This window comes from Caballeronia eucalypticola (assembly GCF_047608185.1).
In the GTDB taxonomy this organism is placed as follows: Bacteria; Pseudomonadota; Gammaproteobacteria; order Burkholderiales; family Burkholderiaceae; genus Caballeronia.
Map to the genome: position 1 here is coordinate 113,158 of NZ_JBLKRU010000005.1, position 16,325 is coordinate 129,482.

The 16,325-nt window shown below is 59.5% G+C and carries 15 protein-coding genes; 5 read left to right on the forward strand and 10 right to left on the reverse strand.

Going from position 1 to position 16,325, the window contains the following annotated elements:
- Window positions 1–309 precede the first annotated feature (309 nt).
- Window positions 310–1,548 carry an NAD(P)/FAD-dependent oxidoreductase gene (locus tag ACMX25_RS08385; protein WP_414949203.1) on the reverse strand — a complete coding sequence of 413 codons (1,239 nt, stop codon included), beginning with the start codon at window positions 1,546–1,548 and terminating at the stop codon, window positions 310–312.
- A 618-nt stretch (window positions 1,549–2,166) separates the two neighbouring features.
- On the opposite strand from ACMX25_RS08385, the gene ACMX25_RS08390 reads away from it, so the two are divergent.
- Window positions 2,167–2,421 carry a hypothetical protein gene (locus ACMX25_RS08390; protein WP_414949205.1) on the forward strand — a complete coding sequence of 85 codons (255 nt, stop codon included), beginning with the start codon at window positions 2,167–2,169 and terminating at the stop codon, window positions 2,419–2,421.
- Window positions 2,422–2,953: 532 nt separating this feature from the next.
- On the opposite strand, the gene ACMX25_RS08395 is transcribed toward ACMX25_RS08390, so the two are convergent.
- From ACMX25_RS08395 to ACMX25_RS08405, 3 genes are all read right to left on the reverse strand, one after another.
- A complete protein-coding gene (locus tag ACMX25_RS08395) occupies window positions 2,954–3,145 on the reverse strand; it encodes a hypothetical protein (RefSeq protein WP_414949206.1) in 192 nt (63 codons plus the stop codon).
- Window positions 3,146–3,324: 179 nt separating this feature from the next.
- Window positions 3,325–4,677, reverse strand: a complete 1,353-nt coding sequence (locus ACMX25_RS08400; protein ID WP_414949207.1) for a type II toxin-antitoxin system HipA family toxin — start codon at window positions 4,675–4,677, stop codon at window positions 3,325–3,327.
- A 12-nt stretch (window positions 4,678–4,689) separates the two neighbouring features.
- Window positions 4,690–4,974: a helix-turn-helix domain-containing protein gene (locus ACMX25_RS08405; RefSeq protein WP_414949208.1), complete on the reverse strand. Its 285-nt coding sequence runs from the start codon at window positions 4,972–4,974 to the stop codon at window positions 4,690–4,692.
- Window positions 4,975–5,392: 418 nt separating this feature from the next.
- On the opposite strand from ACMX25_RS08405, the gene ACMX25_RS08410 reads away from it, so the two are divergent.
- Window positions 5,393–6,688, forward strand: coding sequence for a sugar efflux transporter (locus ACMX25_RS08410; RefSeq protein ID WP_414949209.1), 1,296 nt, complete (start codon window positions 5,393–5,395; stop codon window positions 6,686–6,688).
- A 19-nt stretch (window positions 6,689–6,707) separates the two neighbouring features.
- Here the strand turns inward: ACMX25_RS08410 and ACMX25_RS08415 are convergent, their stop codons facing one another.
- The 3 genes from ACMX25_RS08415 to ACMX25_RS08425 form a co-directional block, all read right to left on the reverse strand.
- The gene (locus ACMX25_RS08415) at window positions 6,708–6,887 is read right to left on the reverse strand and encodes a hypothetical protein (protein ID WP_414949210.1); all 180 of its coding nucleotides are present in this window, start codon (window positions 6,885–6,887) and stop codon (window positions 6,708–6,710) included.
- A 140-nt stretch (window positions 6,888–7,027) separates the two neighbouring features.
- Entirely contained in the window at window positions 7,028–9,319 is a 2,292-nt protein-coding gene (locus ACMX25_RS08420; protein WP_414949211.1) for an FdhF/YdeP family oxidoreductase, read from the reverse strand.
- A gap of 239 nt (window positions 9,320–9,558) precedes the next feature.
- Complete coding sequence (locus tag ACMX25_RS08425) at window positions 9,559–10,056, reverse strand: hypothetical protein (protein ID WP_414949212.1); 498 nt, start codon at window positions 10,054–10,056, stop codon at window positions 9,559–9,561.
- Window positions 10,057–10,306: 250 nt separating this feature from the next.
- On the opposite strand from ACMX25_RS08425, the gene ACMX25_RS08430 reads away from it, so the two are divergent.
- The 3 genes from ACMX25_RS08430 (at window position 10,307) to ACMX25_RS08440 (ending at window position 12,258) form a co-directional block, all read left to right on the forward strand.
- Window positions 10,307–10,726, forward strand: coding sequence for a DUF4160 domain-containing protein (locus ACMX25_RS08430; protein ID WP_414949213.1), 420 nt, complete (start codon window positions 10,307–10,309; stop codon window positions 10,724–10,726).
- Window positions 10,723–11,175 (forward strand): DUF2442 domain-containing protein, encoded by a 453-nt coding sequence (locus tag ACMX25_RS08435; RefSeq protein ID WP_414949215.1) that lies wholly within the window; start codon window positions 10,723–10,725, stop codon window positions 11,173–11,175. Before ACMX25_RS08430 ends, ACMX25_RS08435 begins: the two co-directional genes overlap by 4 nt.
- A 387-nt stretch (window positions 11,176–11,562) precedes the next feature.
- Window positions 11,563–12,258 carry a glycosyltransferase family 2 protein gene (locus ACMX25_RS08440; protein ID WP_414949216.1) on the forward strand — a complete coding sequence of 232 codons (696 nt, stop codon included), beginning with the start codon at window positions 11,563–11,565 and terminating at the stop codon, window positions 12,256–12,258.
- A gap of 129 nt (window positions 12,259–12,387) precedes the next feature.
- Here the strand turns inward: ACMX25_RS08440 and ACMX25_RS08445 are convergent, their stop codons facing one another.
- The 3 genes from ACMX25_RS08445 to ACMX25_RS08455 all read right to left on the reverse strand — a co-directional run bounded on the left by ACMX25_RS08445 (window position 12,388) and on the right by ACMX25_RS08455 (window position 16,319).
- Complete coding sequence (locus ACMX25_RS08445; RefSeq protein WP_414949217.1) at window positions 12,388–12,975, reverse strand: nucleotidyltransferase family protein; 588 nt, start codon at window positions 12,973–12,975, stop codon at window positions 12,388–12,390.
- Window positions 12,976–13,104: 129 nt separating this feature from the next.
- On the reverse strand, window positions 13,105–15,333 hold the full coding sequence (locus ACMX25_RS08450) for a xanthine dehydrogenase family protein molybdopterin-binding subunit (protein WP_414949218.1): 2,229 nt from the start codon (window positions 15,331–15,333) through the stop codon (window positions 13,105–13,107).
- Window positions 15,330–16,319, reverse strand: a complete 990-nt coding sequence (locus ACMX25_RS08455; RefSeq protein WP_414949219.1) for an FAD binding domain-containing protein — start codon at window positions 16,317–16,319, stop codon at window positions 15,330–15,332. The genes ACMX25_RS08450 and ACMX25_RS08455 overlap by 4 nt, the downstream gene beginning before the upstream one ends.
- Window positions 16,320–16,325 lie beyond the last annotated feature (6 nt).

The following is a 16,325-nucleotide window of genomic DNA, read 5'->3' on the forward strand; positions in this document are numbered from 1 at the left end:
ATGTACGCTCGGTTTTAGACGCCTGGGGGATGGATTGATTTCGAGGACATACACTTAGTACAACAAAGGTCGGATAGCGAGCGATTAAGGTGTCAAATTTCGTCGATTGGGTAATCGACGTGGCATCTGTTACGGATCAGTCACGATCGCGGGAAGTTAGTTCGGATAACTATGTATTTGGATGCAAGAAAATTCCAATTGCCTGATCGAGGTCTTCTGGGGAGTGTTCCTTTGTGAGCCCACCGCCCGCGTCGATCGACGCGGGCGCCTCGTCAACGTGACGAACGCAAGGAGCTCATGCTTGAGGTTTCATCGGCCGGCGAGCCATTCGCGGCCCTTCAACATGCCATTCCAGTACAGCCACGGAAGGACCATTGTCTTGAGATGCCACGCGAGGGCGCGCGGCACGGTAGGGTCGAGCGGGATGGTCGGCAGCAGCTTGCCGCCGTAGCCGAACTCCGCTAGCACGACCTTGCCTTTCTCAACCGTCAGCGGGCAGGCGCCGTAGCCGTCGTAGCGTGCGCTTAATGGTTTTTGCTCACGCGCAGCAAGCAGGTTTTCCGCCACTACGACTATCTGCTTGCGAGCCGCCGCGGCCGTTTTTGCGTTGGGTGCTGAGCACGCATCGCCGAGTGCAAAGATGTCCGGATAACGCGGGTGCACGAGCGTGGCGTGATCGACTTCGCACCAGCCGGCCTTGTCGGCAAGCGCGCTCTTGCTGATCACGTCCGGTGGCAGTTGCGGCGGCACGACATGCAGCATGTCGAACGGTTTGTCGACACGCATGACGCTGCCGGTACTGTCTTTCACGCTGAACGAAGCGATCCGGCGAGCACCGTCCACGCCGACCAGGTTCGATCCGAACGCAAGCGACGCATGATAGCGCTCGACATATTTCATCAACGACGGCACGAACGCAGCGACTCCGAAAAGCACGTCGCCGGCCAGGTTGAATTCGACGTCGAGTTGATCAAGCACACCTTGCCTGAGCCAGTGATCGCAAGACAGGTACAGCGCTTTTTGCGGGGCGCCGGCGCATTTGATCGGCATGGCTGGCTGCGTAAAGAGCGCCTTGCCGCGCTTGAGTTCGTTGACGAGTTTCCACGTGTACGGTGCGAGATCGAATCGATAATTCGACGTCACGCCGTTCGCGCCCAATGTGTCTTCCAGACCTTCGATTTTTTCCCATGCGAGCCGCAGTCCGGGGCAGACGATCAGGTGCCGATAACCAACGGCGCGCCCATCGTCGAGCCGGACAAGATGCTGCCCGGGCTCGATCGCGCTCGCACTGGCACGCAGCCAATGCGCTCGTTCCGGCATGACCGACAACATGGGCCGCACGGTGTCGTCTATGTTGAAGGCACCTCCGCCGACCAACGTCCATGCGGGCTGATAGAAATGCCGCTCGCTCGGCTCGATGATCGCGATGCGAAGATCGAGCCGCCGGCGCAGCAAGCTTGCCGCCACGCCAATACCCGCAGCGCCGCCGCCAATGACTACTACGTCGAAATTTCCTGTACTGCCTGAGGCCGCTGCATTCGTGCTCATTGCTATACCCCTGCTTCAAAGTTCAATTTCTTACCCTGCCAGACTGCTTTTGCAAACGTGCTTTAAAAGGTGTTCAACGGCAGCGTCGGATAACTCACGCCGTTGGATTCGGCCGGTGGAAAAACACCCGCGCGGATGATCGCACAGCAACTGACCGTTGCCGGCTCAACGATCGCACCCCTCCGAAAAACATCGGCGGCATTGATCGCAGATGCTCAAGTCCGAATCTCCGCGTGCCGATAAACAAACATGGCCGGCAGCAACTGATTTAAGTAACCGTTGCAAATCAGTGGGGATCAATTCGGCGCTTTCCTCTTTATGACAAAGTGTTGCGATTTTGCCGACAAGCCGCCCAAACGGGCGATCCAGGCATACAGTTAAAGTGTTTTATCAAGTTCAGGTTGCGGTGCGGGAGGTGTGTGATGAAGCGCAGGACAGCTAGGCAACTTGTTGCTCAACTCGCAGATTTAAATCATCTCGCGCGGTGTAGCGCACTGAGGGCGGCGGCGGTCAGCAGGACCATCACTCAAAGCTCGGATAAAGAAACGGGGCGTACCGCGGACGGCATCAAGCCCGCGCGAGACGAAGCCGGGCAGGCGTCATTTGCCGGAGCAGCACATGAAATCCACGCATGAATATTCGCTACGGACACAAGTCGACAAATGGTTGGCTCCCGGTCTTTCCACCCCGGTTCGAGTCACCGAGTTCAGCCGCACGCGTTTAGGCGGAAGGCGATATGTGTGTGTAGAAACTGCGTTGCCTTTTGGATCGCGCGCGCTGCTTTTCTTCCGGCATGACGACGGTTGCTGGTGCGTATTCCCCCCGGCTCTGGATCGGCCTAATATGACAATGGGACGGTTTGTTGGACATTGACCGGCGCTTTATTCGGTTCAGTGAATGCGCCAATAGTTCGGGATGCTTATTTCGTTAAGCTGTTTGTATTAAATCGATGACCACCGGACGTCGGCGGTTCGTGAGGCGGCGAGCTAATAAGCTAAAAAAGGAGGGTTATGCCAGAAACAACAATATCTTTGTACGCCAACCCCCTTTTAGCGGAAGCGGATAAGCCCATGTCGCCGCGCGAGTGCGCGCACGAACTCCAAGCTGCCGACTTTCCGCGAACTTAAAAGTCCAACGTCGGGAGAGTCACCATGTACATCGGGCTGCTTGTCTCACAGGTTCGGCAGGTTCGGGAGGTCCATTACCATCCGGACGAAGAGGTGCCGGCGGAAGTTGCGCACCCACACCGTCTCGCGTTCTGGCAAAGAATCAGGCGCTTGTTCGCGTGAAGGTTGTCTGCGGAAGAATCGTCTACTGAGTATTGAAACGTATTAAACGTCGCAGCGATGCTTGCAAAAGCCGTTTCCAACCATCGGGAAGAAACGCATTCGCTGCGATTTTCAGTTTACTGGCCCGGGTTCGACGCCTTGCACTCGCTGTGGGTGGCCGGCAATTGCCGCGGGTGGTCCCGTTCATATTTCTCGTTCTGTTGAACCACGCGGTCCAGCGCCCTTGGGCCGTCGGCTTGCGCAGCCAACGAAACGGCGGGCAGCATCAAGACCGAAGCGGCGATGACCGCGGACATAAGCTGTTTCAAGATGAACTCCCGGACCCCATGTTTGATGCAACGATCCCATCGTCATGATGGTGTCTGTGTACGGCCGCTGCGTACGGCCGCTAAGACAAGAGTAGGCGGAAATTCATAACAAAACACGAGTAAATATCCGCCGATCCGGACGAATTGACTGCTCGGGAACGACCAGTCAGCCGGGCCGGTTACCCAATATCCTCGGCATCTTCGACGAGCTCAGGCCGCAGCATTACGCGGCCCAGTAACTTACGAGCCTGGTCCGTCTGAGCATGCTCAAAGGCATCGTCGAAATCATCCAACTCGTGAGCGCCGAGACCGACGTCCGGCGTCACGGCCACTCGCCGCCATTCCATTACCGCGTCCAGGACTTCCCCAAGGATCATCCTGGCCTGTGCATCGGATAGTGAAAAATAGGCGCACGTATCCAGAAGCATCTCGACCGATTCAATAGGACCCGCATCTTCAGTAAGCCAGGTCGTGGACTCTCGCACCTTGCCGGGCATCGGATTCACGTCGAATGCCGGCGAAATGCGCCATAGGCCGTTGCCGTCATACAGAAAACCGAGGTTCTGCAGATGGTCGTCGGTGTTGGTGATGAGCAGGTTGAAAACCAGGCGGCGCCATAACTCTCGAGCGTCGTCGTCCGGATGCGAGCACTTTTGCTGCATCACATCGACGATCTCGGTGTAGGCGTGGGCATGTTGCCGCGACGCCTGCAGCATGGACGCAGCCGAAAGATAAGGGATGCGCAAGTCGCCTTCCTCCCGGTCGAATCGTTCGATGATCGCGACCGGCGTGTCATTGAGCGTGACGCACCGCGCATTGGCGGTCGTAATGCCCGCCTGGCGCGCGAGCTTGAGCGCCAGGACTTCGGCCCGGGTGACATTGATCGTGTCATTGACACTCGGAAATTTGCCGATGGCGAGCTTGCCGTTTTCATCGAGTACGGTGCATTTGGGACGCATGCCGCCGAGTGAGGTGCCCTTACCTTGCAAGTAACGCAGGTCCTCCGCAGTTTCCCGGGTTGTCTCGACCGCGCGCGTGGCCCTGTACATGCGTTCAAGTTCGATCATGGGCGGCGTCGTGCGCCGGCCTTCATCAACCGTCCTCAGATAGATCTCTTCGTCGCAAAGGCGGAGCGCGCCAATGCGGCTGAAATCGTCCACTGCACACAGATAGTCGAGCTCGTTCAGCGGGAGCAGGCGGGGATTATCCTTGCGCGCCTTGGCGTGGATACGGTTGATGACACGACGCCCCCATGCGTCGGGAGCCGTATCGGCCAATGCAAAGTGAAACACCGAATCCACGGGGTTCGTCGCCCGACGCGGCTGATAACCAGGTTCGAGGGGCAGGTCAGGAGAGACTTCAAACCGATCCGGACTGTCGAGCCAGGTCTCGTCGTATGCGAACTGCGACACTTCGCGCCGCCCCTGGCTGACGTAGTTCAAGTGGCCGACAAGCGTGCCGGTGGCCCCGAGGTGAACCTCCAAAGCCGTACTGATACCGGGCTTGCCGGACCTGGAAGGTTTGCTTTTCATCCACTTGACCCGTTAGAACGCTTTGGTGGTTTTCTTCGCGGCTCTCACCCGCTGCGGCAGCTTTTCATCCATCAACGCGAGGCCGATATCGTCTTGGCCGCTGTCGAGAAGATCATTGAGCCGCTGCAGTTCACCGAAAAAATGGAGCGCGCGCACGAGGAAATGTAATTGCACGTGCGGATCGCCGTTCTCCATGCGCTTGACTGTATTAAGTCCAGCGCCGATGCGCGAGGCGAGCGCCTGCTGCGTCAACCCTCTGCGGCGGCGCGCGCGGTTCAGGTCTTCACCGAGCTTCATGAGCGTCCGTTGCACCGGAATGGGAAGCGGTTTTCCGGCTTTACGGCCTTCAAGTGGGCTCTTAAAGGGTTTAGTAGACTCCATGCGGGCTATTATAACAATTCAGAGGCAATATGACAGGACGATCTGAATAAAAGCCCTTGTATGGACTGTTATCTAAATTTGTATTCCTTTTGAGGGCTTTTATATAGAAAGTGACGTTCGGCTTCGGAGCCGTTGTCTGCGCGATTGCGTTGCGGGTTTCATTGCACACCGCCAAGTCGTGCGCTTTCCCCGGCCCAGGTTTCGCCAGTCTGCAACCAAAAGAAAACGTCATTGAAAAAAACGTGAGCGCGTGTTTAAGTGCCCGCTGAACGTCGTTTTTCTCGCTCGCCACGAGCGTCACGCGACGGACCTTTGGCCGCCAACGTGAATTTCAATGAACGCCGTATTCAAGACTTTTCTCGCGCTGATCCGTCTTCCCGGTTATCCCGGCATTTCTCTAGCGATGTTCCTGTCAGGCATTGCGTCCTCATTCGCGGTGCCTTACACGTCGCTGTTCGGTGCGACCGAGGCGCACATGACGCCGGTTCGGCTAGGCATCTTCATGACGCTGACCGCGGTGAGCAGCGTGGTCGTGAGTACGTATCTCGGCCGTATTGCCGATCGCCGGACCGATAAAAAACGCATCGTGTTGCTGTCCATCGCGGGGTCGGCGCTGGGTTATGCATTGCTGTGCGTCACGCGCAACTACGTGCTGCTGACAATTTTCGGCTGCGTCTTCCTGAGTATCGGTGCGGCGGTGTTTCCGCAACTTTTCACGTTCGGCAAAGCGAGGCTGCACGCGGAAGGCGTCGAACATACCGAACTGCCGATGGCAACCTTGCGCACCACGCTTTCCTGCGCGTGGGTGTTTGGCCCGGCGGTGGGCGCAATCGTGCTGGGCGTATCGGGATTTAACGGGCTGTTTTTGTCGGCGGCGGGCGCGTTTGCGGTGGCTGGGTTCATCGTGTTGTGCATGCGCGAACCCAAGGCCTACGACGCCTTCGAATCCGCTGATCAAACCACCAGCGAAATTCCGCCCCAAGGCAAAAACGCGCACGTGTACGCGGCGCTGGTGAGCTTTACGCTGATTGGCATGGGCTCGGCGATCGCGACCATCATGCTGCCGGTGCTGATTGTCGATCAGTTGCACGGCACGACCGCGCACGTCGCGCAGATGGTCGGCCTCGGCGCGTTCGCCGAGATTCCGATGATGCTCCTGCTCGGCGGCGCGTCCCGTCGCATCAACAAGGCGAACATGATTGCGTTCGCGTCGCTGTCGCATATCGTGTATTTCGCGGGTATCGCGCTCGCGCCGAACCTGTGGGTGCTCGTGCCGCTGCAGATCCTGAACGCCGTCGTGGTCGCGGTGACGTCGTGTCTTGGCATGTCGTACTTTCAGGAACTGATGCCCGGCGCACTGGCTCGCGCGACCACGTTGTTTTTCAACACGATGCGCACCGGCTCCGTGCTTGCAGGCGTGGCGTCGGGATTCGTGGCGGCGACGTGGGGTTATCGCGCAGTGTTCGTGTTTTGCGTGTTGCTGGCGTCTACTGCGTCGGGTGTATTGTTCATCTTCAACTATCAGCGCGGTGCGAAGATTTTCTTCGATCCCACCCTGGAACCCGTCGATGACAGCAACGCGGTCACCACGATCGTCGCCGTTGGCGAGCGATCGGAAACCGCGTCATAACGGGTTGCTGGGGGGCTTTCTAAACCGGATGCCCGTCGGGCGGCGCATCGGGATGCTGCGGCTCCTCCGGACGATGCCCGGGCGAAGGCGGCGAGAGCGGATCCGCCTCGGGATCGCGGTTTGGATCGGCGAGCGGGTCAGGAATCGGATTGGTCTGCATATCGTATTTCCTGGGCTGCGGGATGTTCATCTGGTTCATGAGTGGCCTCGATTTGTTTTGTCGCCGACAGTCAATGTCGTCTTCTCCAGCATAGGCGCATGCGGACTGAAAGGCAGGCTCGCAAACTCCGGCCGTGCACTTTTAACCCTGCGGGGCCTTGCGGACGTTGGTTCACGCCCTCAAGCCGCCATTTTCCGCAGACGTACAGGAATCGCCTTGGCCGCCGGCACCTTGCTGCGTTTCGCGTGATGCGACACGGGAATCAGACGATTGCACTCCGGGTAATAGCCCATCACGCAGCCGGCGGGGATATCGAATGCATGTACCCGCAGCCCGCCGAGTTCGCGCAGGACGTCGTCCTTCGCGACTGTGATTGCCGTGACCGTATCGTTTTCGGCCAGGCCCAGCCGGGTCATATCGTCCTGGTTCATCAAGAGCACGTCACGCGTGTCGTACACGCCGCGGAAGCGGTCATCGAGTGCGTACACGGTCGTATTGAACTGGCTGTCGCCGCGTGTGGTCATCAGGCGCAGCGTGCGTTCGCCTTCGAAGTCCATATCGGGATCTTCACCGAAACCATCGGGCACGATGAAGTTTGCCTTGCCGGTTTTTGTTTTCCACTCACGTTTCGCGGCCGGCAATGGCCGATGAAAACCGCCGGGCTGAGTCATGCGCTGGTTGAAATCCTTGAACTGCTCGGGGTAAGTACGCTCGATGGCATCACGAACCAGCCCGTAATCGCCGACCCACGCATCCCAGTCGATAGTCGGATTCGGCGGCAAGATTGCCTTCGCCAGCCCGGCAACAATAGCCGGCTCCGACAACAAGTGTTCGCTCGCCGGCTCAGTCATCCCCTTCGATGCGTGAACGCACGCCGTGCTGTCCTCCACGGTCACCGTCTGCTCGCCGCTCGCCTGCCGGTCCACCTCGATCCTGCCGATACACGGCAGCAAATATGCCGCGCGCCCGTGGACAATATGGCTGCGGTTGAGTTTGGTCGCGATCTGCACGGTGAGCGGCATCTGTTTCCACGCCGGGTCCAGCACGCCTTGATCGGGAATCGCCCGCGCGAAATTGCCGCCGAGTCCGATAAATGCATCGAGATCGCCGTCCCTGACGGCTTCGCACGTATCCACGGTGGTCAGGCCGGTTTCCTGTGGCGGCTCGAATTGATACAGTTCCCTGAGCTTGTCCATGGGAACCAGCGCGGGTTTTTCGGTGATGCCAACCGTCCGTTGCCCCTGCACGTTCGAGTGGCCGCGGATCGGACAAATCCCGGCTCCCTTCTTGCCGATGTTCCCGCCAAGCAGCATCAGATTTGTCAGCATCTGTACGGCAAGCACGCCTTCCCGATGCTGCGTGATACCCATGCCGTACAAGATGATCACCGCTTTCGCACGCGCATATTCGGCGGCGGCCGCCTCGAGCGCGGAGCGTGTCAGCGCCGACATCGACTCGATGTCTTTCCAGTCGGCGGCGCGCATGGCGTCGGCGAAGGCATCGAAACCGTGCGTATGTTCCGCGATGAAATCCGCATCCAGCACGCGAGGTGCATTGGCTTCGCGGGCTTGGTCGTCGGCTTCTATCAGCGACTTGCAAATGCCTGTGATCGCCGCAATGTCTCCGCCGATCTTGACCTGATGGTATTGCGTGCTGATACAGGTTTGCTCGGTGGAGAGCATTTCCTTGGGCGACTGCGGATTCGCAAAACTCACCAGCCCGCGCTCGCGCAACGGATTGAACGTGATGATCTGCGCGTTGCGTTTTCTCGCTTCTTGCAGAGGATGCAGCATGCGAGGCGCGTTCGTGCCGGTGTTGTGGCCGAAGAAAAACAGGCAGTCGGTGTGTTCGAAGTCTTCGAGCGTCACCGTTCCAACCGGTACGCCGATGGTGTCGGGCAACGCCACCGACGTGCTCTCATGGCACATGTTCGAGCTATCGGGCAGGTTGTTGCAGCCGTATGAACGGGCAAGCAGCGCGTACATGTACGAGGTTTCCAGCGACGCGCGGCCCGATGCATAGAACACCACGCGTTTCGGATCGAAGCTGCGAAGCTTTTCGCCGATTTCATCGAAGGCTTGTTGCCATGGGATAGGCAGATAGCGATCGGTGGCGGCGTCGTAACGCATGGGGTGGGTGAGCCGGCCCTGTGACTCAAGCTCGAAATCACTCCAGGCTTCTAGCGCGGCCAGAGTGTGATGGTCGAAGAACTCGGGTGTCGCGCGTTTGGTGGTGATTTCCCAAGCGGTGGCCTTTGCACCGTTTTCACAGAACTCGAACAGATGCGGATCGGCTGGTTTGGCCCACGAGCAACTCACGCACGCGAACCCATCCGGTTTGTTCTGCTTGAACAACACCCGCGTGCCGTTCACGGCGACGTGTTCTTTCATGAGTATCGATGAAACGGCTTTGACCGAGCCCCAACCGCCAGCCGGGTGGTCATATTGCTCGATGCGAGGTTGTTTGCTCATGGATGTGTCGCTCCGCAGGTGAACTGGGCGAACGTCGAGAATGCGTTCGCGGCGGAATTCATCCAGCAAAAAACAGGCTCGACCCATGAGCGGAAAAATGAAAGCCGCCGGCCCGTCAATGCGGGGCGGCGGCTTTCAGGTTTATTCAGACCCGGATTTTTACCGGGGAACGACGATTTTTCTACCACGTCTTGTACGTCGGCCTTCCGCCGTGGTTCATACGGCAAAAGGCACGGCGATCAGCTTTCTGCCGGTTCTAGCCCTTCGGTTTGCGGTTTGAATGCATCGGCACGACGGCGAATTTCTTCAGCTTCCACGGTCACGAACGTCCGGTTGTCGGCGGCGAGAGCGTTTTGATACGACATGCCTTCCGGCACGCGATGCAATAGCGCGCGCAACTCGCCCTGCGTGGTTTGTTCCACGGGTTCGTAGTTGTACAGGCGCAGCGTGAGCTCGGTGCGTTCATGCAGCAGGAACAGGCACGCCGCGAACACAGCCACGCCGACCACTTCCTGAGCGCCGAAACTGAAGTCGTCTGGAACTGATGAGAACGGCAGCATTGCGACGGCGATCACGCCAGCAATACCCAGCGCGATGGTCGCGTAGAGGAAAAACTGTGCGCGGCCGACGATGCGGTCGTGCTCAGCCTTGAGTTGGCCGGCCGATCTCGGAACGAGTGCCGCGTGGCCTTGTTTTTGTCGACGTTGCTGAAGTGCTGAAAGCGGAAGGGCGGCCATGGAGTCGGTTGCCTTGGGAAGTCGTCGCCAGGATTGGCGTTGTCCACGGGTTAACGCCAAGCTTTCAGGAAAGTTGACTCGCGTTACGTGTTGTTTCAGTTAGATCTCAAAATGTTTCGGGTGGTTTTTACTCGTTAGCCGTTTGGACAGCTATCGGAGGTCAAGTGCGTGTGTAATATTTACCACATCGAAGCACCTGCCCACCGATAGTTGTAAGCAACGTTTGGTTTAACGAGGGAGAATAAAACCGATGAAAGTGGGTCAATATAAGGGAAGGCGAATCGCTGTGTTCACGAGAGACGAGCATTGTCCGCCGCATGTGCATCTGGATGGCGGCGACTGGTCCGCGCGGTTTGAATTTTCGTTTTGGCACAACGGCGTGAGTCTGCTGGATGTCATTCCGGATACAGCTTGGGTGCCTTCTCAAGTGAGAAATGACGTCATTGCCATTGTCAAAGAACGCTTGTTCGTGGCCAGGGAAGGTTGGATGGAAGCTACCAAGAATACGTGTCTGGAAAATCAGGCGTGGGACGAAACGAAACAGTATGTTGTGAAGCCGAATCTGGCGGGAAGGGCGCTGGTCAACATCCAGCGGGGAACCTATGATCCTGTCGAGCGGTTGACCGTGTTGCATTTGGCAGATTGCACGCAAGTAGGGATCAAGTTATGAAAATTATCAACGCGCCTGACGAAAAACCTGTCGATCTCGACGAGGGACGTAACACGCTTTTCGTTCTGGAGCGTCGTCCGACCGGCGCAATGTTCAAGCTCAAAGCCGCTTTCGAGACCATCCAGAGCGTCTTGCATGGATCACACTCCAGTGCCCTTCCGGGCGTTGCGGACAGCGTGGAATATCTTCCGGACCACGCGGTGATCATGATTCATTTTCCGCTTGGGAAGAGTGTCGTGATCCCGGTGGACCAGATATCGGAATTGGATAACGTTCCGGCTGAAGCACTTTCCTCTATTACGCTGTCCTTTGCGGGTACGGCGCTCACGCTGGTCGACCACAATATTGACATCTCTGTGCTCGGGCTACTGAAGTCCCATCAAGGTAAGGATGGCTCAGGATCGGCGGATGACCGCTCTAATGGGAACGCTGCGAAGCACTTCGGTTGAGCCCGCCGATTGCGAATCCCGGCGGCAGTAGCCACGTCCAAACTCTAATCTTCCAAGCTGGTCAGGAACCTGCTAACGGTTGCCAACATATTCCTGGTCTGATGGCTAATTAAGCCATCCAACGCCGTTTTCTGCGGCGCAGTCTCTCGCTGAACTCGGGAACCCGGCTAACGCGTTGCCTCTCTCTTCGCGTGCGTGTTAGTGCCAGGCTCCTAACGCCGTCGAAATATTGTCCGCGCTCCTGCCATCCTCCTAAATGTTCGCTCGCCCACGTTTCACCCGGGCGCACGTAGACCTTCCAACTCGCTTGGGAATAGCCATTGCTGTGTCTTTCCGCAACCGTGCCCGGGTCATCCGGACGCCGAAAATGCGAATGGAGAGAACGACATGCTTGGCATCATCATTCCCGCTCATGACGAAGCGGCACATATCGGGGCTTGCGTCAGCGCGGCAAAACGCGCGGCGAATCATCACGAATTGCTGGGGGAGGAGGTGCGCGTGATCGTGGTCGTCGATCATTGCAGTGACAATACTGCGGCCATCGCTGCCGCGTTAGGCGCCGAGGTGCTCAGCGTGAGTGCGCGAAATGTGGGCGTGGCGCGGGCTGAGGGGTCGCGCCACGCGTTGTCGCTGGGCGCGCGATGGCTGGCGTTCACCGACGCAGACAGTGTCGTCGCCGATGACTGGCTGGTCCGGCAACTCGATTGCCGCGCCGACGCGGTGTGCGGCGTGATCTCCGTTCATGACTGGTCTCCGCATCTGGCGGCCGTGCGGGAGCATTTCGCGCGCACTTATACCGATGCCGACGGTCATCGGCACATTCACGGCGCGAACATGGGGGTATCGGCGGAGGCTTACGTGCGCGTCGGTGGCTTCGCGCCGCTCGAAACCAGCGAGGATGTGGCGCTGGTGGAGGCGCTGATTGCGGACGGGGCATCAATTGCGTGGAGTGCCATGCCGCGGGTGGTCACGAGTGCGCGTACGGATTTCCGCGCGCTCAAGGGGTTTGGTGCGACGCTGGTGGATGTGAGCCGACGGTGCTTTTCGGCGAAGACAGACGAGGACGGGGCGTTGGCGGCTTGAGACTGACCCCATTTTCGGGCTGGAACCGGGCTTAAAGCGGAAAATTCGTCACGGTTTCGTCATTGCCGTCGGCCAGCGTGAAGGCGGTGACGTGTAAGACGCCGCGGACGAGCGCGCGTAAAACAAAACTCAATCAGGACGCAAATCCTCCGGCAAGTCCACGTCGCGCAAAATATTCGCGTCCTCCACGTCGATGCGCTCCACCGCCTCCGACATAAACAGCGCCCGCGCGCCGGCATCGCCGTCAAGGGCGCTGAGCGCGTCCAGATGCATGGCTCCAAATCCCGCCGGATGTCCCCTCTGTCCGCGATAAAACGGCGCAACAATCGATGCTCCCCCGTCCAGCGACCGGGCCACCGCTTCGACCGTCCCCGGTTCGATCCACGGCATGTCGCCCAGCGTGACCAGCCAGCCTTCCGCGTCCTGCGTCGCGCGCACCGCTGCGGCGAGCGTCGCGCCCATGCCGCGTTCGGCATCGATAGAAAACATCACGTCGCAGCCCGCTTCGTTCAACACCTCCGCCAGCTTCTCCGACCCCGGCCGCACGACGGCCATGACCCGCGACACCGCCGATAACAACCGGCGTGCGGATTGAAACGCGACCGGCGTGCCGTCGGGGAGCGTAGCGAGGAGTTTGTTGTGAAGACCGCTCGGATCGAAGCGGGAACCGTAACCGGCCGCAAGCAGAATGCCGGTCGCACTCGATGAATAACTCATGGCCGGCTTCCCGATAGTCGATGGTAAGAAGCGTCGATTCTGACAAGCGCCAAGGCATGTCGCAAGCAAGAAAAAAACCGCACGGCATGCACCGGAAGTGCACCCGCACGGTTTTCCTGGACAAAAACGTCAGACCGATGTCTTCGGCATCACTTTGTCCAGCGTGATCGGCAAATCGCGCACCCGGACGCCCGTCGCGTGATACACGGCGTTAGCGATCGATCCCGCCACCCCCGTAATGCCGATTTCGCCTATCCCCCGCGCGCCGAGCGGGTTGATGTGCGGATCGGGTTTGCCCATCAAGGTGATATCGAGCAAACCGATATCGGCATTCACCGGCACGTGATATTCGGCAAGGTTGGCGTTCGTGTAGCGGCCATAACGTGCATCGAGTTCACTTTTCTCGGTCAGCGCCGAGCCAATGCCCCACACAAGACCGCCCATCAACTGACTATGCGCGGTCTTTTCGTTGAGCAAACTGCCGACGTCATACACGCCCACAATGCGCGGCACGCGGATCGTGCCCAGGTCCGCATCGACGTGAACTTCAGTGAACACCGCGCCGAACGAGTGAAACGCGAACTGTTGTTTTTCATCGCCGGGCTTGGTGGTCGCCATGGCTTCGATCGGTTTGCCGCCGTTGCGCGCGATTATCGCGGCGGCCGGGTCACGCTTCGATGGGTCCGCTCGGCTAATGACCCAGCCGTTGTCGACGGTGACATCGTCGATGGAAGCTCCGCTTAGCGGTGACCCTGAATCCGCTATGGCCATGGCGATCAGCTTGGCGCGTGCCTGCGATGCCGCCTCGCGCACCGCCGGCGACACGCTCGCCACCGATTGCGAACCGCCGGAGACCGGCGCGTGCGGCAACGACGAATCGCCGAGCGCGAAGTCGACCTTCTCTACCGGGAAACCTAATGCATCGGCGGCCACTTGCGTCATCACCGTATAGGTTCCGGTGCCGAGATCCTGCGTGCCCGATGCGGCCATCGCCGTGCCATCCGGCAAGATGCGCGCGATCGCCGATGCCTCGCTGCGGTTCGCCGGATAGGTTGCCGTGGCCATGCCGAGACCGATCAGCGTGTTGCCGTCGCGCATGGAACGCGGCTTCGGATTACGCCGCGACCAGCCGAATTTATCGGCGCCAATCTGATAACACTCACGCAGCGACTTCTCCGACCACGGTCTCTTTTCCTGAGGCTCCATCTCGGCATAGTTCTTCAACCGGAACGCGAGCGGGTCCATGTTCAACCCGTACGCCATTTCGTCCATCGCGGATTCGAGCGCGAACGAGCCGCTCGTTTCACCGGGGGCGCGCATGAACGTGGGTGTGCCGACATCGAGTTTCACCAGCTTGTGCGTGGTCGCCTGGTTCGGCACGGCGTACAGCATGCGCGTGAGGATGGCCGAGCTCTCGTTCCAGTCCTCGAACGTCGACGTGGTCGAGATCACGTCATGACGCATGCCGGTAAGCGTGCCGTCGTCGCGGGCCGAGATCTGGATGTGCTGATCCGTGAACGGCCGATTGCCGACCATGCCGAACATTTGCGGACGTTCCAGCACGAGACGAACCGGCCGGCCGGTTTGTTTCGCGGCCATGGCGGCAAGCACGACATGCGACCACGCCGAACCCTTGCATCCAAATCCGCCGCCGACGAACGGGCAGAGTACACGCACGTTTTCTTCCTTGATGCCGAGCGTTTTCGCGACCGCGCCGCGTGCGCCGGAGACGCCTTGCGTGGCATCGTAGAGCGTGAGATTCGGGCCGTCCCAGCGCGCCAATGTTGCGTGCGGCTCCATCGGATTGTGGTGTTCGTTCGGCGTGGTGTAGACCACGTCGAGGCGCGTCGGACCCTGACGCAGACCGGCAGCCACATCGCCGCGTTGGGTGTTGATCGGCCTGCCCATCATTTTTTCCGGCTGATACGCCGTGGCTTTCGCGCGCTGATAGTCCGCGTTTGGCGTTGCGGCTTCGTATCGAATCGATGCCTGGAGTTTGCGGGCGCCATCGGTTGCGCGTTCCAGCGTATCGGCAACGACGACGGCTACGGGCTCGTTGCTGTAGCGCACTTCATCGGTTTGCAGCAGCGACAATCTGCGCACAGCTGGCGGCTCGGCATTCGGTTTGCCCCCATTGGGCAGGCGCATCGCGGTTTCATGCGTCATCACGAGCAAGACTCCGGGCATGCCTTGTATGCGCGCGGTGTCCATTGACGCGACCCTGCCGTGCGCGATCGTGCTCGTCACCAGCACCGCATGCGCGAGCTTGGCTTCGGGATTATCGGCGGAATATTTCGCCTGGCCCGTGACTTTCAGAAGACCGTCGGTGCGGTCGAGCGGTTGTCCAAGAACACTCATGCCACACCTCCTGCAGTCGACACCGCGCGGATAATCGCGCGCTGCGCCAGTTCGATCTTGAAGCCATTGTCGCGATAACTGCGTGCATCGCGAACGGCAAGCGCTGCTGCGCTACGCAACGTGTCGGGTGACAACGGCTGGCCAGTGAGTGCTTGCTCAGTCGCCGTGGCGCGCCACGGTTTATGCGCGACGCCACCCAGCGCGATGCGCGCGGTCCTCACCGTATTGCCGTCCATCTGCAATGCGGCGGCCACCGATACCAGCGCGAACGCATAGCTCGCGCGGTCACGTACCTTCAAATAGTGCGAGTGCTGCGCGAAGAGCGGGGGCGGCAGATCGACGGCCGTGATCAGTTCGCCGGGTTGCAGGGTGGTATCGACTTCAGGATGATCGCCAGCCAATCGATGAAACTCCGCGAATGCAATCGACCGTTCACCTTGGGGACCATTCACGTGCACCACGGCGTCGAGTGCGGCGAGCGCCACGTTCATATCGGATGGATTCGTCGCAATGCACTGCGCGCTCGCCCCCAGGATGGCGTGGATGCGGCTATTGCCTTCTATCGCCGCGCAGCCGCTTCCCGGAGTGCGTTTGTTGCATTGGGGAAAGCCGGTGTCGTAGAAGTAATAACAGCGCGTGCGTTGCATCAGGTTGCCGCCAACGGTCGCCATGTTGCGCAACTGCGCCGATGCCCCCGCGAGAAACGCCTGCGACAGCAGCGGATAACGTTCGCGGACCCACGTGTGATTCGCGGCGTCGCTGTTGCGAACCAGCGCACCAATTCGCAGGCCGCCGTCGGGCAGTTCGCTCACCGTGTTCAAGCCGGTTATGTGGGTGATGTCGACGAGCTTTACCGGCCTCGCGACACCGCCCTTCATGAGGTCGAGCAGATTCGTTCCGCCGCCTATAAACGCAACACCCGGCTGCTGCGCTGCCTTGATCGCCGCGCTCACATCCGTGGCGCGTTCGTAAGAAATGGCATCCATGTGCGC

Coding starts and splice junctions, on each gene's coding strand:
- ACMX25_RS08385 (WP_414949203.1), bottom strand. CDS start 1,548: ATGAGCACGAATGCAGCGGCCTCAGGCAGTACAGGAAATTTCGACGTA.
- ACMX25_RS08390 (WP_414949205.1), top strand. CDS start 2,167: ATGAAATCCACGCATGAATATTCGCTACGGACACAAGTCGACAAATGG.
- ACMX25_RS08400 (WP_414949207.1), bottom strand. CDS start 4,677: ATGAAAAGCAAACCTTCCAGGTCCGGCAAGCCCGGTATCAGTACGGCT.
- ACMX25_RS08405 (WP_414949208.1), bottom strand. CDS start 4,974: ATGAAGCTCGGTGAAGACCTGAACCGCGCGCGCCGCCGCAGAGGGTTG.
- ACMX25_RS08410 (WP_414949209.1), top strand. CDS start 5,393: ATGAACGCCGTATTCAAGACTTTTCTCGCGCTGATCCGTCTTCCCGGT.
- ACMX25_RS08415 (WP_414949210.1), bottom strand. CDS start 6,887: ATGAACCAGATGAACATCCCGCAGCCCAGGAAATACGATATGCAGACC.
- ACMX25_RS08420 (WP_414949211.1), bottom strand. CDS start 9,319: ATGAGCAAACAACCTCGCATCGAGCAATATGACCACCCGGCTGGCGGT.
- ACMX25_RS08425 (WP_414949212.1), bottom strand. CDS start 10,056: ATGGCCGCCCTTCCGCTTTCAGCACTTCAGCAACGTCGACAAAAACAA.
- ACMX25_RS08430 (WP_414949213.1), top strand. CDS start 10,307: ATGAAAGTGGGTCAATATAAGGGAAGGCGAATCGCTGTGTTCACGAGA.
- ACMX25_RS08435 (WP_414949215.1), top strand. CDS start 10,723: ATGAAAATTATCAACGCGCCTGACGAAAAACCTGTCGATCTCGACGAG.
- ACMX25_RS08440 (WP_414949216.1), top strand. CDS start 11,563: ATGCTTGGCATCATCATTCCCGCTCATGACGAAGCGGCACATATCGGG.
- ACMX25_RS08445 (WP_414949217.1), bottom strand. CDS start 12,975: ATGAGTTATTCATCGAGTGCGACCGGCATTCTGCTTGCGGCCGGTTAC.
- ACMX25_RS08450 (WP_414949218.1), bottom strand. CDS start 15,333: ATGAGTGTTCTTGGACAACCGCTCGACCGCACCGACGGTCTTCTGAAA.
- ACMX25_RS08455 (WP_414949219.1), bottom strand. CDS start 16,319: ATGGATGCCATTTCTTACGAACGCGCCACGGATGTGAGCGCGGCGATC.